This window comes from Pseudomonas sp. B8(2017), from assembly GCF_002113575.1.
Taxonomy (GTDB): domain Bacteria; phylum Pseudomonadota; class Gammaproteobacteria; order Pseudomonadales; family Pseudomonadaceae; genus Aquipseudomonas; species Aquipseudomonas putida_Z.
The window spans coordinates 95,400-115,862 of the sequence record NZ_NEIO01000018.1 but is presented as its reverse complement, the minus strand read 5'-3'; the positions used below and the strand labels follow the sequence as shown (position 1 = coordinate 115,862).

Genomic DNA, 20,463 nt, shown 5'->3' with positions numbered 1-20,463 from the left:
TGACGCCGGCCTGCGCATGCGCAATACCCTCAAGCAGGCCATTGCTGAAACACAGGGCGCACTCAATGCGGCCAGTCAGCGGCTGGCGCCATGTCTGTCGCCTGGCATTCAGAAGGCCGTGCGGCATCTGAACAGCGCCACGCAGTTTCTCTACAACGGCGTGCACCTGATCGAGCTGGAAGTGAAGATGAAGCTGGGCGAGTACTACGCCTTGCAGAGCGCCCACCTCCGGGAGTTGCAGCACAAAGCCAATGCGTCGATCGCCGAGGCGCGGGACCGGATGCGCCGCAATATCGATGACTTCGAGTTTGGCTCGATGAAGGCCATGCGCAAGGTGCGGCCGATCATCCAGCACGGGCTGATGAGCCTGGCCGTACTCGATCCGCGGTTCACCAATTCGATGATCAGCGTGACGGTGTGGGTCGAGGGCAAGGCCGAGGAAGTGCATGGGCGGTTGTTCAAGGAGGCCAGCATGGGGGTAACCCAGGCGAGCAGCGCGGCGCAGCTTGCCCTGGTGGATATCTCGGTGGCGGCAGGGACGTTGGAAGCCGATGCACGCAAATTATTGCAGGGGACGAAGATCACGTCGCAGCAGGCGGCCCGATTGGTAAAAACCGGTTTTTCCGGGTTGCGCGGGATTGCTGGCAGCTGGGAGGTTCTGCTGGCGATAGGCGGGTTGTATTTGCAGCAGGACAGCCTGGGCAGGAATCAGGAAAAGGCGGAAGCGGAGATTGGGCCGAAGGCGTATGAGGCCAAGTTGGCGTTGCAAGGATCGTACTTGGGAGTGTTGGGAGGGCATATCGAACTGGTTGGGCTCATGTTGCGGGCAAGTGCCTATAAGGGTATGCCATGGGCCAAAGGTGCTACTGCCACAGGCGAGACCTTGATAAAGATCGGTGCTGTAATAGGCGCTGTCGTCGGGTTTGTTGAGGCAGCACAGGCAGTTTCTGCTGCTAAACGTGCATCGGCAGCAGGAGATGGTGCAGCAGCGATACGATACTGGTTGGCTGCAGGTTTTTACGGGGCCAGCGCCATTGCCGTCGCTGGAACAGCATTAAGTTCCACTGTATGGGGACCCGTAGGCCTCGCTGTAGTGCTGGCGTTGACTGCCTATACGCTTAGCAAAAGCGCTGAAGAGAATGAGTCATCCGCTCTGGAACGGTGGGCCCGACGGTGCTGTTTTGGAAAAGCAGATGAGACGCCAGTCATTCACTGGAGAAGCCCGGAATACGCAGACATCGCATTTGCGGAGCTCAACGCCGCCACGCTAGGTGTACAGGCAGAATTCCACTTCGAAGCGAATCCGGTAAGCGACCCGGCCACTCCAAGGATCGGAGGGTTGACCGGTCTTGAACGGAAACAAAAAATAAAATTCAAGATAATCCTACCTCAGTATAAAGACGGAATGTCGGCATATCGGTGGTGCCTGACAGTCCATCGTCGAGGTGATGGCCAGTTCCCGGACTACACGGGAGGAGAGACGCTGGTTGTGGATGAGTTTCATGCACGTCGCTCAACCGGCTCTTCCAAGTCGGCCAGCTTCCCTGGCTTTTCTCCGCCTAGGCTGCCCGACTATAAAAGCGACTTTAATATTGATAAAAAGTACTCTTCTTTTTCGGAGGGTAATGACCGGTCCCAATTGGCTATCTCAGGCCTTATAGAACTCATGCCGACAATTGGAACGCACTCCATTGTCGCAGCAACATTGCTGGTAATGTACTGGCCGGACCGAGAAATTGAAAGTGCGTATATTGAGGTATGTAACCGGAGGGCAAATGACGACGCATGAGCCAAGAGTGCTAATGAGACGTGCGCCAGCCTGGCGCTACGATCTACCGAGCGCCCACGAAGCACCCACATCTCTCTTGAGTTTGAACGATATTAATCCGCCACCAAACCATGCTGATGATGTATACATGGAGTTGCCTCGATCTACAGTCCGTCTACGAGGTGTATTGGCCTTGCTTGGCATCCCGACGCTGCTGTTCTTGTTTTTTGTAGCTGTACAAGTGTATTGGGGCCTCATTGATTACAGTCGGGCCTTCGATTGGATTATGAAGCTAATCTTGATACTCGGGCCTCTAATCTGCATATGGGTCGTCTTTTTATTTGTCCGGCTAGACTTGGCACTTCCACGAGACGAACCAATACGTTTTAATCGCTTGCGTCGAAAGATCTATGTTTATCAATTCAGATGCAACTACCTCTTCCTGTTCAGCCGCAAACACTGGGGCGTCAAACCTGTCGCCTACAATTGGGACGACGTAACCGCCGAAGTCTACCGAGTCTACGCCTCCGGCTACGGTGGGCTGATCGAAAACGTCATGCTGTCGGTTCGCAACCCGGACACCGACGAAGTCATCGACCGCGTGTTATTCACCCACGACCTCTACCACGGAGAAGCCTACTGGGCTATCGCCCGGCTATTCATGCAGCAAGGCCCCGAAGCCCTGCCGAAATTCGTGCACCCACCCCGCGATTGGAACGATGACGATGGCCTCAGCCACATGCACTGCCTGGCGCCGAAGGTTGATTGGCCTCAGGAAATGGACCGTGAATCGCGTACTGGGCCATCAGAAGGAGAAGCTCAATGAACCCTGTCGTACTTGTAGGTCATCGACATGTCTGCCCGCTACATGGCACCAACCAGGTAGAAAGCGGCAGTGCCACGTACACCTTCAATGGCAGGGCGGTTGCCAGGGTGGGGGATCGGACCACGTGCGGCGCCGTGATCGAAAGTGGGGCTGAGCATTTCCTGATCGAAGGCGCGGCCGTGGCGCGTAAAGGTGACAGGACGGATCACGGGGGTGTGCTGGACGAGGGCGATGCCGGGTGGATGCTGGATTGATCAAATGCCTCTTGTGCAAGATCGGACCTGCAGGATACGTGCACCGCTTGTGAATTCACTTCCCTGGGCAAAAGCGCAGCCCAATGGGTTGGCGATCTCGGTGTTGACACCGGGTACGCCGCGCCACCATTATCCAGCCATATCCACGCAACGGGCTTGCCGGCATGTCCACTTCCAACCACGCCATTTTCGCTTCGGGCTTCATCGCCCAGGCAGGCGCGTGCGTTGCCGTTGCCAAGAAATCCAAGAAACAGCCGCTCATCTGACCGAGGCGCGCTGTCTCGTCAGGTGGGCTGACGAGACAGAAGGCGCCAGGTATCCCTGCCAGACCACTTCGACTCTTCGCCCTGCTGACGCTGACTTTCGGTCAACATCAGGAGTTTTTGCATGTCGAATTTCCGTGGTATCTGGATCGCCCTCGTCACGCCAATGCGCGCCAATGAAATCGACTTCGTCGCCCTGGAAAAGCTGGTGAAGAAGCTGCTCGAAGAGGGTGTGGCCGGTTTTGTGGTGTGTGGTACCACGGGCGAGGCAGCGGCGCTGTCCAAGGCCGAGCAACTGGCCGTGCTGGATGCTGTGCTGGCCTGGGTGGAGCCGGGCAGGGTGGTGATGGGCCTGTCGGGCTACAACCTGCGCGAGCTGTTGGCCTTCCAGGCTGAAATCCAGCGGCGTGACATTGGCGGGCTGCTGGTCCCTGCACCGTGCTACATCCGGCCTTCGCAGGCCGGCATCGAAGCGTTCTTCAGCACCGTGGCGGATGCCGCCAGCGTGCCGGTGATCGTCTACGACATCCCCTACCGCACCGGGGTACGCATCGAGCGTGAAACCCTGCGGCGCATCGTGCGCCACCCGCGCATCGCGGCGGTGAAGGACTGCGGCGGTGACAGCGAGACCACCATGGCCCTGATCCAGGACGGCCATGCCCAGGTGCTGGCCGGTGAGGACATGCAGATCTTCAACAACCTGTGCCTGGGTGGCGCAGGGGCCATTTCGGCTTCGGCGCATGTACGCGCCGACCTGTACGTGCGCATGCTGCAGCAGGTCGACCATGGCGACTGGGTAGCCGCGCGCGGCACGTTCTACCAGTTGCTGCCGTGGATGAAGATGGCCTTTGCCGAGGCCAACCCGGCTGTGGTCAAGGCGGCCTTGCAGCTACAGGGGTTGATGAGCGATGAACTGCGAGAGCCCATGCAGCCGTGCACCGAGATGACCCGGGGCAAGCTGCAAGGCGTGCTGGATTCGCTCGGTGCTTGAGATAGAACGGCACATAACTCATTGAATCAGCAGGGCCCCTGTGGGAGCGGCTTTAGCCGCGAACACCGGCGCAGCCGGTGCCATGCAGCGCGTTGGATTCTTCGCGGCTAAAGCCGCTCCCACAGGGTACGCGGATCGCTTGCTTCTGAATCTATGAAAGCGGCCTGGCCTCGCCAATCAGGATGTCTTCGAAAAACGCCCCGACCGGCTCGGTAGGGTGGCACAACTGGATCTCCAGCACCCACACCACTTCGCTCGGGACGATTTCCACCTCGGCCAGTTTGTCCTGCCCATACAGCACATGCGGGAAGTCGGCGATGCGATGCCCGGCCAGATTGCGCTCCAGCTGCCAGCCTTTTGCCTGGGCACTGCGCTCGGCGAAGTCGTACAGTTCGCGCCCGGTCAGGCCACGGCCCCAGGCCTGGCGGGTTTCGTCGAACACTTCATGCAGTGCCTTGACGCAGGCGTGGTGCAGCTCGTGCTGGCCGAACACGAAGGTGTCGCCATAGTCGCCCTCATAGCCATCCCATACCGGGCCGACATCGACCACGACGATATCCGTGTTACGTAATACACGTTGCAGATCTATGCCTTGGCGCGGCGTGCGCACGGTGTCGTCGCCAAAGCGGATGTAGGTCGGGTGCCAGGTGTGCGATGCGCCCATCGCCTGCAAGGTTTGCCCGGCCATCTCCAGCGCCTGGGCGGTGGTCATGCCGACTTTCAGCTGGCTGGCGATCGCTGTCACGGCCCGTACCGACTGCTCGCGGGCAGCGAGCATGCCGTCCAGCGAGTAGCGCGGGCCGACTTTTTCCAGCTCCGGGTGCAATGGGTTGGCTGTTGAAGCCTCGGGCGCCAGTGCGCCGCTGGCAACGAAAGCCTCCGCGACAAAACGATGGGGCTGCAGGCCTGCTGCGAGGCACTGCTCGCGAACCTGGCTGATCATCGTGGCATTGCCGCAGGCATAGACCTGGGTGTCGGCCCAGCGATGGGCCTGGGCCAGCGCCACCTGCTGCACGCGCGCCTGGTCCGACAGCACCGGGTGCCAGCGAAAGTGAGCGTGTGCACGGCTGGCCTGGTCGAGAAACTCACGGTCATAGAAGTCGGCGTCCGATCTGCCGCCCCAGTACAACGTGACCTCGGCATCACCTGCCAGGGCGGTCAGCAGCAATGGCTTGATGCCGGCGTAACCTGTGCCAGTGGCGAACAGCACCAGGGGCCGCTGGTCCTCGTGCTGCCAGGTGCAGGCACCCACCGGCCCTTCAAGTTTCAAGCTGTCACCTGCTTGCAGGGTTGGCAGCAGGCGTTCGGTAAACAGGCCGCCGCTTACCTTGCGGATGTGAAACACCAGTTGCCCCTGGTCCTGGGCGGGCAGGTTGGCGATGGAAAAACAGCGGCTGTTGCCGTTGTCGAGCCGAAAGCGTACGTACTGGCCAGCCCGTACCGCCAACGGCTGTGCAGGCTGCAGCACCAGTTCGATGATATCGGCGCTCAGTTCGCGTTTGCCATGAACCTGCGCGTGGATTTCCAGCGCCTGGGTTTCCAGGGACCAGCCGGGGATTTCCAGGCGCATGTCGCTGCAGGCGTGGCTCTGGCACAGCAACATTTCGTCGGCGGCGAGGGGGTAGCAGGGCGCGGGCATGTCTGCCGTCCGCTGCTTGTCCCGATACTGCCCCGACACCACCTTGACCTTGCACGACCCGCAGGCGCCGCGGCGGCATGAGAAGGGCACCGGCAGGCCGCTGGCGAGCATGGCATCGAGCAGCAGCTCCTGGCTGGCGTCGAAGGTTTTGCCCGAGGGCGACAATTCAATGACGTGGCGGTTCTGCATGGGCACCTCGGGGCAAGTGGAGGTTCGATTGTTGCTATAGTCCAGGACCAGTAGAACCTCCAGTTTCGGTTAATTCACATGGTCCAGCTTCGCAAATGGCAGCCGCTGCTCAAGCTCGACGGGGCGCAGCCGCAGGCTTCGTACAGGCAGATCGTCGAGGGCCTGGTAGCCGCGATCTCCGAGGGCCGCCTGCGCCCCGGCACGCCGTTGCCTGGCACGCGGGAAATGGCGCAACTGCTGAACGTCAATCGCAAGACGGTGATCCTCGCCTACGAGGAAGCCGAGACCAAGGGCTGGCTGGAAAGCGTGCAGCGCCGTGGCACCTTCGTCAGTCGGCAGCTGGCGGCTGGCACCCTGGCCGAGCCCGACGCAGCGCAGCCCTTTGCCCTGGTGCTACAGGAGGAGCCTGCCGTTGCCTACTTCGCGGCCAACGAACAGGCTGCCGCGCAGCAGGATCGGCCGGGTGCGCTTTTCTTCGACAACGGCGCCTGTGACCACCGCCTGCTGCCGCAGACCGTTCTGCACCGTTATTACCGTAATGCCTTGCGCAACAGCTTTGCCGCCAATACCGTGCGCCATGGCAGCGCGTGCAGCAGCCACTCCCTGCGCAGCGCCTTGGCCGACATGCTGCGGCACAATCGCAGCCTGAACGTTGGCGCCGAGCATATCTGCCTGACCCAGGGCGTGCAGATGTCGCTGTACCTGGTGGCCAGCGTGCTGCTCAAGCCCGGTGACGTTGTGCTGATCGAACGCCTGAGCTATCCGCCCGCGTGGGAGATCTTCCGCCAGCTGGGCGCCCGGCTGGTCACCGTGGACCTGGATGACGAGGGCTGCCGGGTCGAGCAGATCGATGCACTTTGCCGGCTGCACCAGGTGCGCATGCTGTACATCACTCCCCATCACCAGTTCCCGACCACGGTCAGCCTGCCTGCCGGGCGCCGACAGCAGCTGCTGGAGCTGGCGCGGCAGCATGACTTTTGCGTGGTCGAGGAAGACTACGACCATGAGTACCACTTCGCCGGGCGGCCTTACCTGCCGCTGGCCAGCGACCGTCAGCAGCGGCACGTGATCTACATTGGCTCATTGTCCAAGTCCCTGGGCAGTACGTTCCGTTGCAGTTTCATCGTGGCGCCGGCGGAGGTGGCCGTGGCGCTCGAACGCAGGGCGACGCTGACACTGGGGCAGGGCGATGCGGTGATGCAGCAGATGCTGGCGGACTTGATCAATGATGGCGAGCTGAAAAAGCACTTGCGTAGGGTTGCCCGGGAGTATCGCCGGCGTCGAGAGACCCTGTTGGCTTGCTTGCACGATGCCTTTGGCGAGCAGGTAACCGTGCGCGAGCCGGAAGGTGGGCTGGCACTGTGGGTGAGGTTTGCTGACGGGATCGATGTGGATCAGTTGGTTGGCAAGGCGTTGGAGTTGGACCTGGTGGTACGCAGTGGCCGGCAGTTTTCGCCGTTTGGTCATGCGGAAAATGCCCTGCGCCTCGGTTTCGCCTCGCTGGACATGGATGAAATCCGGCTGGCTACACAACGTTTGGCGCAAGCGGCGAAGGCGATTGCAACATCGGTCCAGCGCAATCCCTGCGGGCGATCACCCAGCCCTTTGGGCTGCGCTGTCGAGTAGAGAACTGAATTCGCAAGCGGTCCGCGTACCCTGTGTGGCTTTAGCCGCGAAGAATCCAACGCGGTGCATGGCACCGGCTGAGCCGGTGTTCGCGGCTAAAGCCGCTCCCACGGGGTCCCTGTTGATGCAATGAGTTATGGGTAGTTCCATGAGCGCTGACTTGCCGGTGCCATAGATCGCGTCGCCTGCTTCGCGGGCGCAGTCGCTTCCACAGGTATGGCGCTGTTTTCGGATATCCTCGGTTCCTGTGGGAGCGGGCATGCCCGCGAACACCGGCAACGCCGGTGCCATCCACCGCGTTACTTGATCAGGCTTGAGCGGGCTATTTGCGCTGCCACACTTCGCCTTGTTCGCTGACCACCCAGGGCCTGTCCGCGGCATTGATAAGCACTCCACCCACCCAGCGCTGCGCAGGGTTGTGGTCAAGCCAATGCGCCTGCCCCGCGAGCACCTGCTCGGCAAGTGCGGTCAGCCGCAACGGCCGTTGCGCCCAAGACTCGCCCGGGCCTTCCAGCAGCAGCGGGTGCGGTGCATGGATCAGGGGCTGCAGCAAAACATGGAACATCATGTCGCCCAGGTAAGGCAGCGGTTCATCCTGCATCATCAACTGGGCAAACACACGTCCGGCCGGCAGTTCGCCGCGTGACGCCAGAACGCGCAACAACAGGCGCTCGGTGAGGCTCAAGCCGTCGTTCGCCCCCGGTAGTTCCTGAAGTTGCCGCGCAAGGGCCCGGCTCAGCAACGGCAAGGCCGCATGCTGGATGCCCGCCAGGACAGCCCAGGCCCTTGGGGCAGGCGCGGTATAGGCTGCCCATGCATGGCGGGCCAGAGCCAGCACGTCCTCACCCAACGCGCGACGTTGTGGCCATAGCCAGGCGAGCAGGTCCGGGGCCAGCTGGCCGATACCGATGAAGCGCTCGACGCCAGGTACCTGGGTGATTTCGATCAGCTCCAGGCGGCGCGGCAGGCTGGGCAGGCTGGCGAGTACGCGGATCAGGAACAGCTGGTCGTAAGCGTCACCCTCGCACCACAGCACGATCTTGCTGTCGCTGTTCAACCCGGCCAGGGCGGTGCGCTGTGCCGCTTGTCGTTGCTCAACGTCCTGAATGCTCAGGTTGAACGCCTGCTGTATGTAAGCGGCCCGAGCCTGCCAATACTGCTCCTCGGGCAGTGCGCAGACGGGCCCCATGACCATGGGGTCCTCGAACATCTGGAAGGCACCGGCAAAACCGGCCGTGCGCAAGCTGTGGGCGATGTCGTTGCCGCAGCGCCAATGCTGCACGGCTGCCTCGTCATCGGCGGTGAAGCCAGGGTGGCGTGCCGCGAAAGCGACAGCATCGGCATGGGCCTTGAGCTTGGGCCAGCTGGCAAAGCCGGCCTCGCGGGCCACCAGCCATTGGGTATCGGCAAGCCGGTAGTCAGGGCCAGGCAGGCCGAGCGCGCGTAGCTGCTCGCGAGTGTCGCCGGCCTCGTGGTTTTTCAGGGCGGTGAGCAAGCGTTTGGCGCGTTTGCGCAAGGCGGGCAGGTCGAGCAGGCCGTGGTGGCGGGATGCATTGATGGCGGGCATGCCAACTCCTTTGGGGCTCGGTCCGCCGACAAGCCGGGAGCTGGTATGGGAATGTGATGACGCATGGCTTGGGAAACCCCTTGGCGCGGACCGCAGGCGCAGCCAGCGCCCTGGCGCCGACTTTACCGGGTAATGCGCGTGGGTGCAAAGCGGTCGATGGTGGCCTGACGCGCAGCGTCTGATCGCCGTCAGTGTGCAGCCGTCGGCAGCATGCCCGAGCCCTGGGCCTTGTGCGCGGCTTCTATCAGCTGCAGGTTGCGGCTGCGCAGTGCGTGATTGTTGCCAACACGCAGGTTGGAGCGAAGCGCCAGGGTTTCGGCCTGTTCATACTGCCCTTGCTGAAGGCGCAAAACGCCAAGGTAGTGCAGCGTTGCCGGGTTGTTCGGCTGAATGTGCAGCGCACGCTCCAGGGTGGCCGCCGCCTGGTCCAGTTGGCCGTCGGCATACTGTTGCGAGGCGGTTTCGATCAGCACCGTCGAGGCATTGTTGCTGCGTGCGGGCGCGTAGCGTTCGCCGGCCAGTGCGCCCTGTGCCGTGATTGCGCTGAACAACAGGAGCAGGGCTGACAGAACAGGTGTACTGGGCATCGGCGGTAGACTCGGCAGGGCTTGGGCAGGCCCGGTTGGAGGGCGAGGGGATGCTATCGACCGAATTGGAGCGCTGAAGTTCCCGCCTGGGCGATTTGTTGCCTGTTGCCCGGTCTTTGTCTCGACAACATCTGTTCGGTTACCGCCCATAACCGCACTCCGGCGCCTCAAGCCTGGGGCAGTACCTCCGATAGCAGCACACCCACCGTCGAATCATCGACCAGAAGTGGTGCCAACAAGGAGTACTGCCCGCATGCTTGCCAACCTGAAGATCCGCACCGGAATGTTCTGGGTGCTGTCGCTGTTCAGCGTGACCCTGCTGTTTTCCACCGTCAGTGCATGGCGGGCGGCGGTGGGCAGTGACCAGCAGATCACCGAACTGGACCAGACTGCGCACCAGTCGGACCGGTTGAACAATGCGTTGCTGATGGCGATTCGCGCCAGTGCCAATGTGTCCTCGGGCTTCATCGAGCAGCTGGGTGGCCATGAGGAAAGCGCCAGCAAGCGCATGGCGCTGTCGGTCGAGCTGAACGACAAGAGCCAGAAGCTGGTGGACGAGTTTGTCGAAAACGCCCGCGAGCCTGCGCTGCACGCACTGGCAACCGCGCTGCAGGCCACCTATGGCGAGTATGCCAAGGCGGTCGTCGGGCAGCGTGAGGCAACCCGTCAACGTTCGCTCGAGCAGTATTTCAAGGTCAACACCGACGCCGGCAACGCCATGGGCCGGCTGCAGGCGCTGCGCCAGCAACTGGTCGGCGCATTGAGTGAGCGCGGTCAGCAGATCATGCTTGAATCCGACCGGCGCCTGGCGCGCGCGCAATTGCTGAGCCTGGGGCTGCTGGGCGTGACGCTGTTGTTGGCGGCGCTGTGCTGGGCCTTTGTTGCCCAGCGCGTGCTGCACCCGCTGCGCGAAGCTGGCCGGCACTTTCAGCGCATTGCCGGTGGCGACCTGAGCGTGCCGGTGCAGGGGCAGGGCGGTAACGAGATCGGCCAGCTGTTCCATGAACTTGAACGCATGCAGCAGAGCCAGCGCGACACCCTGGGGCAGATCAGCAGCTGTGCCAGGCAACTGGACGCAGCCGCCACGGCGCTGAATACCGTCACCGAGGAAAGTGCCAACAACCTGCGCCAGCAGGGCCAGGAGCTGGAGCAGGCCGCCACCGCCGTCACCGAAATGACCACGGCCGTGGAGGAGGTTGCGCGCAATGCCATCACTACCTCGCAGACCACCAGCGAATCCAACCAGCTGGCAGCGCAAAGCCGCCGGCAAGTCAGCGACAACATCGACGGCACCGAGGCCATGACTCGGGAGATCCAGGCCAGCAGCGCGCATCTGCAGCAACTGGTCGGGCAGGTACGGGACATCGGCAAGGTGCTGGAAGTGATTCGCTCGGTGTCCGAGCAAACCAACCTGCTGGCGCTCAATGCCGCCATCGAGGCCGCCCGTGCGGGCGAGGCCGGGCGCGGCTTTGCGGTGGTCGCGGATGAGGTGCGTACGCTGGCGTACCGCACGCAACAGTCGACCCAGGAAATCGAGCAGATGATCGGGCGCGTGCAGGCGGGAACCGAAGCGGCCGTGGCCTCGATGCAGGCCAGTACCAGCCGCGCCCAGTCGACGCTGGACGTGACCCTGGCTTCAGGGCAGGTGCTGGAGGGTATCTACAGTGCGATCGGCGAGATCAACGAGCGTAACCTGGTGATTGCCAGCGCAGCCGAAGAGCAGGCCCAGGTGGCGCGAGAGGTGGACCGCAACCTGCTGAACATTCGCGAGCTGTCGACATCCTCGGCAGCGGGGGCGCAGCAGACCAGTGAGGCGAGCAAGGCGTTGTCGGGGTTGGTGGGGGAGATGACGGCGTTGGTAGGGCGGTTCAGGGTTTGAGGTCTGGCGGGCACCAGACTGTGGCAGCGGGCGCGCCCGCGATCACCGGCGCAGCCGGTGCCATCAACCGCGTCGCCTGCTTCGCGGGTAAACCCGCTCCCACAGGGCCCCCGCCAGCTGAAGGAATACGCCATACCTGTGGGAGCGGGCGCGCCCGCGAACACCGGCGTAGCCGGTGCCATCCACCGCGTCGCCTGCTTCGCGGGTAAACCCGCTCCCACAGGGACCCCGCCAGCTGAAGGAATACGCCATACCTGTGGGAGCGGGCGCGCCCGCGAACACCGGCGTAGCCGGTGCCATCCACCGCGTCGCCTGCTTCGCGGGCATGCCCGCTCCCACAGGATGCCCACCAGCTGAAGGAATGCGCCATACCTGTGGGAGCGGGTTTACCCGCGAACACCGGCGCAGCCGGTGCCATCCACCGCGTCGCCTGCTTCGCGGGTAAACCCGCTCCCACAGGGACCTCACCAGCTGAAGGAATGTGCTGTACCTGTGGGAGCGGGCGCGCCCGCGAACACCGGCGTAGCCGGTGCCATCCACCGCGTCGCCTGCTTCGCGGGCATGCCCGCTCCCACAGCGACCTCACCAGCTGAAGGAATGTGCTGTACCTGTGGGAGCAGGCGCGCCCGCGAACACCGGCGTAGCCGGTGCCATCCACCGCGTCGCCTGCTTCGCGGGCATGCCCGCTCCCACAGGGACCTCACCAGCTGAAGGAATGCGCCATACCTGTGGGAGCGGGTTTACCCGCGAACACCGGCGTAGCCGGTGCCATCAACCGCACCGCCCGGTTCGAGGGCACGCCATGTGCGCTTTCAGTTATCGATCATGCTTCGAAGAGGAGCGCCCGGCCTGGTTGTGTTCCTTGGAATGGGCAATGCCGGACCGGGTAGTGCCACGGCCGTTGTCATCATTGCGCAGGCTTCCATAGTGATTGCCGCTCTCGCCATGGTTGCGGGTGGCCTTGCCTGCATGATCACTCTCGTAGCCGGCGCCATTACCGTTGAACCCACCTTTGCCGCCGCCATTGCCATTACCTTTGGCATATGCGGAACCGATCGGCGAGACATCGGCAGGCAACAATGCAGTTGCGCCGAGCGCCAGGGCACAGGTAAAGACGGCTACCAGGTTTTTTTTCATGTTTGTTCGCCTCCAAAAGGCGCAGGGGGGGGAATTTGAGTGCGGATACGACATAAGGTTGCCTTTTAAGTTCCGCAGTGCGCAGCCTTTCGACGAAGCGGCTGCCAGGCCCTTTCAGTACCTGGCAGCTTTAAGCTCATCGATCATTCTTGGAGGAGTTTTGTACCGCGCCGCTCAGCCCCTTGGCATTATGATCACCGGGCGTAGTCCCCGAGATAGCGGTAGATTTCGTCAAGCCGCGAGTATCCTTGGACTGGGCAATGCCTGAGGTGGTGGTCCCATGGCCGTTGTCCTGGTTACGTGAGCTTCCATAATGATTGCCGCTCACACCATGATCGCGCGTAGCCTTGCCGGCATGATCACCCGCGAGACCCGCACCATTGCCAGTGCCATTGTGCCCACCCATGCCGGCGCCACGTCCACCGCCATTGCCGCCGCCGTGGCCACCACCACCACCGTGGCCGCCACCGCCACCGCCGCCACCACCGCCTTTGGCATACGCGGAACCCATCGGCGAGATATCGGCAGGTAACAATGCCGTTGCGCCGAATGCCAGAGCACAAGCAAAGACGGCCACCAGGGTTTTTCTCATGTTGTTTCGCCTCCAACGGCGCAGGTAGAGCTCAGGTGCTGATAAGACATGCAGCGGCTTTGCAAGTTCTGTCGTGCTGACAGAAGGATCGTGGTCCATGACTGCTCAGATCTCGACCTGGGTGCCAAGCTCGATCACCCGGTTCAGCGGCAGCTTGAAGTACTTCAGGTTGCTGTTGGCATTCTTCAGCAGGAAGGCAAAAAGGTGCTCCCGCCAGCGAGCCATGCCCATCTGTCTGCCTGCAATGACCGTCTCCCGGCTGAGGAAATAAGTGGTGCGCATGGGGCCGAACTCAAGGTCCGCACGTTGGCAGCGGCTTAGCGCCAACGGTACGTCGGGTTCCTCCATGAAGCCGAAATGCAGGCTCACGCGGAAGAAACCATCACCAAACGCCTCGACCTCAAAGCGCTTGCCGGCGCTGACCCGTGGCTCGTCCTCGAACACGACGGTCAACAGCACCACCTGTTCATGCAGTACCTGGTTATGCAGCAGGTTGTGCAGCAAGGCGTGAGGCACCGCCTCGGGCCTGGCGGACAGGAATACGGCAGTACCGCCCACGCGGTGAGGCGGCTGGGCCTTGAGGCTGGTAATGAACAGGTCCAGCGGCAGCGAGCTTTCGTCCAGCCGCTCGACGATCAACCGTCGCCCGCGCTTCCAGGTAGTCATCAGGGTGAACAGTGCCAGGCCGGCAATCACCGGAAATGCACCGCCCTGGAGGATCTTCGGCGCATTGGCGGCGAAATACAGGCTGTCGACCAGCAGGAACGCCAGCAGCATCGGCACCGCCAGCCAGCGTGGTGCCTTCCACAGCAACAGCACCACTGCCGAAGCCAGCAGCGTGGTGATCAGCATGGTCCCGGTCACGGCTACGCCGTAGGCTGCCGCAAGCGCCCCGGACGACTCGAAACCGACCACCAGCAGCACCACGCCAACCATCAGTGCCCAGTTCACCATGCCGATGTAGATCTGCCCCTGTTCCTCGCTGGAGGTGTGCTGGATGAACATGCGCGGTACGTAACCCAGCTGGATGGCCTGGCGCGTCAACGAGAACGCACCGGAGATCACGGCCTGGGAGGCGATGATGGTGGCCAGCGTGGCAAGCCCGACCATGGGCAGCAGGGCCCATTCGGGCGCCAGCAGATAAAACGGGTTGCGCACTGCCTGCGGGTCGCCGAGGATCAGCGCGCCCTGGCCGAAGTAGTTCAGCACCAGGCCGGGCAGCACCAGCAGGAACCAGGCCCGGGCAATGGGTTTGCGGCCGAAGTGCCCCATGTCGGCGTAGAGTGCTTCGGCGCCGGTCAGCGCCAGCACCACCGCGCCCAGAATCGCCACCCCCATGCCCGGGTGCAGCACGAAGAACTTCACCGCCCAGAGCGGGTTGAGTGCCTGCAGCACCTCCGGGCGCTGGACGATGCCGTGCAAGCCCAGTGCACCCAGTACGACGAACCACAGCACCATGATCGGCCCGAAGAGGATGCCGATGCGCGCGGTGCCGTGCTTCTGGATCAGGAACAGCGCCACCAGCACCACCACCGACAGCGGCACGACCCAATGTTCGATACCGTCGAAGGCCAGTTGCAGGCCCTCGACGGCCGATAGCACGGAGATCGCCGGGGTGATCATGCTGTCGCCGTAGAACAGCGCGGCGCCGAACAGGCCGAGCAGTACCAGTATCCTGCCCAGGCGCTGGTAGGGCGCCGCCGCCCGGTGCGCCAAGGCGGTCAGGGCCATGATGCCACCTTCGCCCTGGTTGTCGGCACGCAGGATGAACAGTACGTACTTGAGCGACACCACCCAGAGCAACGACCAGAACACCAGTGACAGCACACCCAGTACGCCGGCGGTGTTGGCCTGCACGCCGTAGTGCCCGGCGAACACTTCCTTGAGGGTGTACAGCGGGCTGGTGCCGATGTCGCCATACACCACGCCGACAGCGGCGACGAGCATGCCGATGGGGTTGGACTTGCCGGGAACGGATTGATTTGCGATGGCGGTGGACTGGCTCACGAAGGGCTTCTCTGGACTGGCGGGTAGAAATGCATGCCATCCCTGAGCATCGCGCGCCCAGTATTCCTTGTGTCTGTCGGCTCAGCCGTAAAAAGAGCGTAAAAAAAATCAGCCAGCGCCCCACTGCCTGTCAGTCAGGCAATTCGGGGCTGCTTTGCGGCCCATCGCCGGCAAGCCAGCTCCCACAGGTACAGCGCAGACTTCAAGAGTTACGCGGTCCCTGTAGGAGGCCGGCGATGGCTGCTCAGCCAGGTTGCGCCGCCAGGCTGTTGCTGACGTTACGCCCCAGCACCAGCACCGTAGCGAAACCGCAGCCCACCAGGGCCGTGGCCAGGCTCAGCAGCACCGAGCTGCCCAGCTGGTCGACGATCCGACCGCCGAAGAACGAGCCCAGCGCAATGATCACCTGGAACATGGCGACGAACAGCGGCATGCCGCGTTCGACATCCTTGGGCGCGACGACGAACATCCAGATACTGGCGCAGGCCGGGAACGCGCCGAAGGCGAAGCCCCACAACCCGATCAGCATCGCTGCACCGGTCATGCCGGTGGCGAAGTGAGGGAACAGGGCAGTGCTGGTGCCGATCATCAACGCTACCAGCAGCAGGGTGTGACGTACGCTGCGGTTGGCGGCGAAACCGGCGAAGATATTGCCGAATACCCCAGCCACGCCATAAAGCAGCAGCAACGAGCCAATGGTCGGCCCATCGAAGCCGGAGCTTTGTTTGAAGAAGGGCGCGACATAGGTGTACGCGGCAAAGTGCGCCAGGCCGATCAGCAACACGGCAATCAGGCCAACCCGCGCCTGTGGGTTGATGAACAGGGCCGGCAGGTCGCTGATGCGGATGGCCTTGTCCGGGTTGAGCCGCGGGAGCAACAGGATCTGCGCCAGCAGCACCGGTACGCCCAGTAGCGCGGTTACCAGAAAGGTCATGCGCCAGCCCATCAGGCCGCTCAACCAGGTGCCTACCGGCACGCCCAGCACGGTGGCCAGGGTTACACCGACCATGATGATCGAGGTGGCCTGGGCTACGCCCACGCCCTTGGGCGCCAGGCGACCGCTGAGGGCAATGGCCGTCGCCCAGAAGCCGCCGATACTCACGCCCAGCAGCACGCGGCCGAACAGCAGCAGGTTGAAGTCACTGGCGTAGGCCACCACCGCGTTGGCGATGATCATGATCAGCGTCAGGCCGATCAGCAGGTAGCGACGGTCCAGGGCGCCAATGCCCACCGACAGTAGCGGGGCGGCGAGGGCGGCCATGATGCCGGGCAGGGTAACCATCAGGCCGGCGTGGCCTGCACTGATGCCGAGGTCGCTGGCGACATCGTTGAGTACACCCACCGGCAGGAATTCGCTGGTCACCAGGGCGAAGGCGCCGACGGCGACCGAAAGGATTGCCAGCCACTGCTGGCTGACGCTTTGTTGATCATGTTCGGGGAGGCCGCTAGGGGCCTGGCTGGCACTTGGCATGGTATTGGATTCCAAGAGAGGGATGTCGCCTGAAGCAGGCGCAAGGAGCGGGGGAAATTTGCTGGCGATTATAGGGGGCGCTTTTGCCAGGCCAACATGCGGGTCGCTCGATAGTAATCATCAGCGCAATCGATGAAACGCCTTGCGCAGAGCGCCCGCTGTCGGAGGGGAGAATGCTGTGGTGCTTGAAACCAGAAAAAACTGAGGGCGCTACGGTCGTGCCCACAACCTGAAGGCCAGCGTGATCCATGTGGGAGCGGGCGAGCCCGCGAAGCAGGCGCTGCGGTAGATGGCACAGGCTTCGGTGGAGGACACGTGCGTCCTCCACATCACTTGCATTCTATGGCGACACCAGCACATCGCACTGGGATTCGTTCAGCACATGCTTGGTGACGCTGCCTATCAGCAGTTCTTCAAGTGCGCTTTCCCCTTGCTTGCCAACCACGATCAGGTCGCATTCCAGCTCTTGTTCCTGCTCGGCAATCCGCCAGCCAGGGTCGCCATGCACCACGATCTGCCGAGCATCTGCCACTCCGGCGGTTTCGCTCAAGGCCGCGAGCTGCTTCACCGCATCTTTGCGGATGACATTGCGGTAGTGTGCAAGCGTGTCATGGTCGATGTGGGCGAAGCGCATGCTGCCTTCGAACGGCGCTTCGTACACATGCAACAGAATGATCTCGGCCTGTGGGGCAATGGCTTTTGCCAGTTCGATGGAGCGCAGTGACGAAGGCGAAAAATCAACTGCAACCAGCAAGGTCCGGTACGCATCGCGTGGCGCCTGCTTGACCACCAGCAAAGGGCAGGGCATGCGGTTCAGCATCTTCTGCACAGTGGAGCCCAGCAGCAGGCGCCGCGCCACGCTCTGGCCCTTCGCCCCGCACACCAGCAGGTCGCTGCGTTTATCCTGCACCACACGGGTGATCTCCGTGGTCACCGAGCCGTGCGCGACCTGCACGCCAGCGGCGATGTCATGGCGCTGGAACAGCATTGCAGCCAGTGCGCGAATTTTTTCGCCTGCGGTATCCAGCACGCGCTTCAGCAGATCGTCACCCGGTGCCACCAGCTGCTTCAGGCGCTCGAAGGGGGCCGGGTTGGCAACGTACAGCAGGTCCAGCGATGCCTGTTGCTCCTGGCTCAGGTACGCAGCGCGCTCTGCCGCGTTGCGGGCGGAGGCAGACAGGTCGGTGGCTACCAGTACGTGGTTCAGCGGGTTCATGTGGGGCTCCTTGTCCAAAGCCGCGCACAGTGATCGATGGCGATGGCCTTGAGCACAATGCGCATGGCGGTTTTCGATTCGTTCCTTGCTGACAGCCATCGTCGCGCGAACCGGGGCCGGCGGCTTGATATGCGTCAATGGAGTGAAGGACCGAGCCCGAGCTGACCACTTATGCGCACCACCTCAATGCCGGCGAGCTGCCTAGGTAGCAGTCCGGGCGGCTCCCGGCAGCAGCAGTTCGGCGAGCGTGTCCATGGCCGGTGTCGCCTGGCTGCCTTTGCGGGTGACCAGCTCGTACGGGTCGCTGACCGAGCCCATGGTCAGGGGCAGAATGCGCACCTGTTGGTTCATCGCACATTGCCGGGCCACGTCGATCGATACCAGTGCCACGAAGTCGGGGCGGTTCTGCAGCAGCGACAAGGTCGCCAGGATCGAGGTGGTTTCCACCAGGTGCAGCGGGAAGCGCAGGCCGGCATCGTGGAATTCGCGCTCCAGCTGTACCCGCATCGGCATGTTGGCCCGGTACACGATCCAGCGGCTCTCGGCCAGGTCTGCAAGGTTCAGGTTTTGCGCGTGCTTGAGCGGGTGGTCGATATTGGCGATGACCGCCAGCGTCTCGTCCTGGACAAACCTGCTGGCAAACAGCTGAGGGCTATTGCTCACGCTGGTGCGGCACAAGGCGACGTCCAGGCGACCGCTCTCGATCTGTGCCAGAAGCGACTGGCTGGTGTCTTCGATGATCTCGAACGACATCTGCGGCTGGATGCTCGCCAGCTGCGACACCGCCCTCATCAGCAATGGCACCGCGCCCATGATCGCCCCCACCGCCAGTCGGCCGCCGACCCCGCGCAGGATGGCATCCAGGTCATGCCGCAGGTTTGAAATGTCCGTTTGCACCACGCGCGCGTAGCGGATGGCGCAGTGCCCGGCAGCCGTGGGCTCCAGCCCGCGATTGGTGCGGTTGAACAGCACTGTGCCGAAGGTGGTTTCGATTTCCTGCAACGCCTTGCTCGCTCCGGGCTGGGTAAGCCCGACGCTGCTTGCCGCGCCGAGCAGCGAGCGGTGCTCGTCCAGTTCGATGAGCAGGCGCAGGTGGCGGGCGTGGAGCCTGGACATGATCGAGTTGAGTGAAGGGGTCATCTGGTATGCGTCCGGGTTATACCGATATGGATTGTTCTCAATACCATGGCCAGGCGCGCATTCCTATACTGGCGCTGCACGGTGTCGCATCCAGTGCGGCTGAACCGCCCATAACAATAGCGCCAGGAGGCTGTGAAGGCCCTATGTCCCTGATCAACTACATCACCCAGATCCAGTTCGATATCGGCGCCATTGCGCGCCTGCCTGCCGAGTGCGAGCGCATTGGTATAACCAGGCCTTTGATCGTGACGGACCGTGGCGTGCGTGCTGCCGGTATCGTCGATGTGGCCTTGAGCACCTTCAGTGACAGCAGCGCGCAATTGCCGATCTATGACAGCACGCCGCCCAACCCGAACGAAAACGCCGTGCGTGAAGCGGTTGCCATGTTCCAGGAGTGTGGCTGTGACGGGATCATCGCCATTGGCGGGGGCTCGGCGATCGACCTGGCCAAAGGTGTGGCCGTGTGTGCCAGGCACGACGGCCCATTGAAAAGCTTTGCGGTGATCGAAGGCGGCTTGGCCCGCATTACGGCGGCAACCGCACCGGTAATCGCCGTGCCGACCACGGCGGGCACCGGCAGCGAGGTAGGGCGGGGCGCCATCCTGATTCTCGATGACGGGCGCAAGGTGGGCGTGATCTCGCCCCATGTGGTGCCCAAGGCTGCCATCTGCGACCCGGCGCTGACCCTTGGCCTGCCGGCGCAACTCACCGCCGCCACCGGCATGGACGGCATTGCCCACTGCCTGGAAACCTTCATGGCGCCTGCATTCAACCCGCCCGCCGACGGCATTGCCCTGGACGGGCTGTGGCGCGCCTGGCGCTTCATCGAAACCGCCACCCGCGAGCCCGGCAACCTGGATAGCCGCGTCAACATGATGAGCGCCTCGCTGCAAGGCGCCCTGGCATTCCAGAAGGGCCTGGGCTGCGTACACAGCCTCAGCCACGCACTGGGCGGCATCAACCCACGGCTGCACCACGGCACCCTCAACGCGATCTTCCTGCCCGCCGTCATCACCTTCAACCGCAAGGCCGAGACGGTGGTGAACGAGCACAAGATGCAACGCATCGCCCAGGCGATGGGACTGGCCGACGAAGGCCAGATCGAAGACGCCATCCGCCACATGACTCGCGCGCTGGGCCTGCCGACCGGGCTGCGCGAGCTGGGCGTCAGCGAGGAGCTGTTCCCGCGCATCATCCAGGGTGCGCTGGCCGATCACAGCCACCGCACCAACCCGCGTGAAGCGTCTGCCGAGGACTACCAGTGGCTGCTTGAGGCATCCATGTAGCTCACTGATCCGCTGTTCAACCAAT

Annotated in this window: 16 protein-coding genes; 7 read left to right on the top strand and 9 right to left on the bottom strand. The window is 63.0% G+C overall.

The window, feature by feature from the left end:
- From CAG22_RS21650 to dapA, 4 genes are all read left to right on the top strand, one after another.
- On the top strand, positions 1–1,789 hold a 1,789-nt coding region (locus tag CAG22_RS21650; protein ID WP_305880244.1), incomplete at its 5' end, for a T6SS effector BTH_I2691 family protein.
- Positions 1,790–1,961: 172 nt separating this feature from the next.
- Complete coding sequence (locus tag CAG22_RS21645) at positions 1,962–2,594, top strand: DUF6708 domain-containing protein (protein ID WP_256582443.1); 633 nt, start codon at positions 1,962–1,964, stop codon at positions 2,592–2,594.
- On the top strand, positions 2,591–2,848 hold the full coding sequence (locus CAG22_RS21640) for a PAAR domain-containing protein (RefSeq protein WP_085706144.1): 258 nt from the start codon (positions 2,591–2,593) through the stop codon (positions 2,846–2,848). The genes CAG22_RS21645 and CAG22_RS21640 overlap by 4 nt, the downstream gene beginning before the upstream one ends.
- Before the next feature lie 387 nt (positions 2,849–3,235).
- Positions 3,236–4,102, top strand: a complete 867-nt coding sequence (gene dapA, locus CAG22_RS21635) for a 4-hydroxy-tetrahydrodipicolinate synthase (RefSeq protein ID WP_085706143.1) — start codon at positions 3,236–3,238, stop codon at positions 4,100–4,102.
- A gap of 151 nt (positions 4,103–4,253) precedes the next feature.
- Here dapA and CAG22_RS21630 read toward each other — a convergent pair whose 3' ends face one another.
- Entirely contained in the window at positions 4,254–5,930 is a 1,677-nt protein-coding gene (locus CAG22_RS21630) for an NAD(P)H dependent flavin oxidoreductase family protein (RefSeq protein WP_139833499.1), read from the bottom strand.
- A gap of 78 nt (positions 5,931–6,008) precedes the next feature.
- On the opposite strand from CAG22_RS21630, the gene CAG22_RS21625 reads away from it, so the two are divergent.
- Complete coding sequence (locus CAG22_RS21625; RefSeq protein ID WP_085693319.1) at positions 6,009–7,556, top strand: PLP-dependent aminotransferase family protein; 1,548 nt, start codon at positions 6,009–6,011, stop codon at positions 7,554–7,556.
- Between the two features lie 322 nt (positions 7,557–7,878).
- Here CAG22_RS21625 and CAG22_RS21620 read toward each other — a convergent pair whose 3' ends face one another.
- Together CAG22_RS21620 and CAG22_RS21615 are read right to left on the bottom strand one after the other, a co-directional pair.
- On the bottom strand, positions 7,879–9,123 hold the full coding sequence (locus tag CAG22_RS21620; protein WP_085692954.1) for a DUF1835 domain-containing protein: 1,245 nt from the start codon (positions 9,121–9,123) through the stop codon (positions 7,879–7,881).
- A 188-nt stretch (positions 9,124–9,311) separates the two neighbouring features.
- Positions 9,312–9,710 carry a tetratricopeptide repeat protein gene (locus CAG22_RS21615; RefSeq protein ID WP_025339589.1) on the bottom strand — a complete coding sequence of 133 codons (399 nt, stop codon included), beginning with the start codon at positions 9,708–9,710 and terminating at the stop codon, positions 9,312–9,314.
- A gap of 253 nt (positions 9,711–9,963) precedes the next feature.
- Between CAG22_RS21615 and CAG22_RS21610 the strand changes: the two genes are divergently transcribed.
- Complete coding sequence (locus CAG22_RS21610) at positions 9,964–11,589, top strand: methyl-accepting chemotaxis protein (protein ID WP_085706142.1); 1,626 nt, start codon at positions 9,964–9,966, stop codon at positions 11,587–11,589.
- 816 nt (positions 11,590–12,405) lie between these two features.
- Here CAG22_RS21610 and CAG22_RS21595 read toward each other — a convergent pair.
- The 6 genes from CAG22_RS21595 to CAG22_RS21565 all read right to left on the bottom strand — a co-directional run bounded on the left by CAG22_RS21595 (position 12,406) and on the right by CAG22_RS21565 (position 19,152).
- Entirely contained in the window at positions 12,406–12,726 is a 321-nt protein-coding gene (locus CAG22_RS21595; RefSeq protein ID WP_085588038.1) for a hypothetical protein, read from the bottom strand.
- A gap of 136 nt (positions 12,727–12,862) precedes the next feature.
- The gene (locus CAG22_RS28795; RefSeq protein ID WP_256573525.1) at positions 12,863–13,318 is read right to left on the bottom strand and encodes a hypothetical protein; all 456 of its coding nucleotides are present in this window, start codon (positions 13,316–13,318) and stop codon (positions 12,863–12,865) included.
- 105 nt (positions 13,319–13,423) lie between these two features.
- Positions 13,424–15,265: a potassium transporter Kup gene (locus CAG22_RS21580; protein WP_256582444.1), complete on the bottom strand. Its 1,842-nt coding sequence runs from the start codon at positions 15,263–15,265 to the stop codon at positions 13,424–13,426.
- Positions 15,266–15,569: 304 nt separating this feature from the next.
- On the bottom strand, positions 15,570–16,796 hold the full coding sequence (locus tag CAG22_RS21575; protein ID WP_075045557.1) for an MFS transporter: 1,227 nt from the start codon (positions 16,794–16,796) through the stop codon (positions 15,570–15,572).
- A gap of 340 nt (positions 16,797–17,136) precedes the next feature.
- Positions 17,137–18,012 carry a universal stress protein gene (locus CAG22_RS21570; protein WP_085706140.1) on the bottom strand — a complete coding sequence of 292 codons (876 nt, stop codon included), beginning with the start codon at positions 18,010–18,012 and terminating at the stop codon, positions 17,137–17,139.
- Between the two features lie 201 nt (positions 18,013–18,213).
- Positions 18,214–19,152, bottom strand: coding sequence for a LysR family transcriptional regulator (locus tag CAG22_RS21565; protein ID WP_085706139.1), 939 nt, complete (start codon positions 19,150–19,152; stop codon positions 18,214–18,216).
- Between the two features lie 143 nt (positions 19,153–19,295).
- Between CAG22_RS21565 and CAG22_RS21560 the strand changes: the two genes are divergently transcribed.
- On the top strand, positions 19,296–20,438 hold the full coding sequence (locus CAG22_RS21560; protein WP_085706138.1) for an iron-containing alcohol dehydrogenase: 1,143 nt from the start codon (positions 19,296–19,298) through the stop codon (positions 20,436–20,438).
- Positions 20,439–20,463: the final 25 nt, after the last annotated feature.

Bases quoted from the DNA above. Each gene is read 5' to 3' on its own strand.
- CAG22_RS28795 (WP_256573525.1), bottom strand. From the start codon at position 13,318: ATGAGAAAAACCCTGGTGGCCGTCTTTGCTTGTGCTCTGGCATTCGGC.
- CAG22_RS21570 (WP_085706140.1), bottom strand. From the start codon at position 18,012: ATGAACCCGCTGAACCACGTACTGGTAGCCACCGACCTGTCTGCCTCC.
- CAG22_RS21615 (WP_025339589.1), bottom strand. From the start codon at position 9,710: ATGCCCAGTACACCTGTTCTGTCAGCCCTGCTCCTGTTGTTCAGCGCA.
- CAG22_RS21610 (WP_085706142.1), top strand. From the start codon at position 9,964: ATGCTTGCCAACCTGAAGATCCGCACCGGAATGTTCTGGGTGCTGTCG.
- CAG22_RS21565 (WP_085706139.1), bottom strand. From the start codon at position 19,152: ATGACCCCTTCACTCAACTCGATCATGTCCAGGCTCCACGCCCGCCAC.
- dapA (WP_085706143.1), top strand. From the start codon at position 3,236: ATGTCGAATTTCCGTGGTATCTGGATCGCCCTCGTCACGCCAATGCGC.
- CAG22_RS21560 (WP_085706138.1), top strand. From the start codon at position 19,296: ATGTCCCTGATCAACTACATCACCCAGATCCAGTTCGATATCGGCGCC.
- CAG22_RS21575 (WP_075045557.1), bottom strand. From the start codon at position 16,796: ATGCCAAGTGCCAGCCAGGCCCCTAGCGGCCTCCCCGAACATGATCAA.
- CAG22_RS21630 (WP_139833499.1), bottom strand. From the start codon at position 5,930: ATGCAGAACCGCCACGTCATTGAATTGTCGCCCTCGGGCAAAACCTTC.
- CAG22_RS21595 (WP_085588038.1), bottom strand. From the start codon at position 12,726: ATGAAAAAAAACCTGGTAGCCGTCTTTACCTGTGCCCTGGCGCTCGGC.
- CAG22_RS21580 (WP_256582444.1), bottom strand. From the start codon at position 15,265: ATGCTCGTCGCCGCTGTCGGCGTGGTGTATGGCGACATCGGCACCAGC.
- CAG22_RS21625 (WP_085693319.1), top strand. From the start codon at position 6,009: ATGGTCCAGCTTCGCAAATGGCAGCCGCTGCTCAAGCTCGACGGGGCG.
- CAG22_RS21640 (WP_085706144.1), top strand. From the start codon at position 2,591: ATGAACCCTGTCGTACTTGTAGGTCATCGACATGTCTGCCCGCTACAT.
- CAG22_RS21620 (WP_085692954.1), bottom strand. From the start codon at position 9,123: ATGCCCGCCATCAATGCATCCCGCCACCACGGCCTGCTCGACCTGCCC.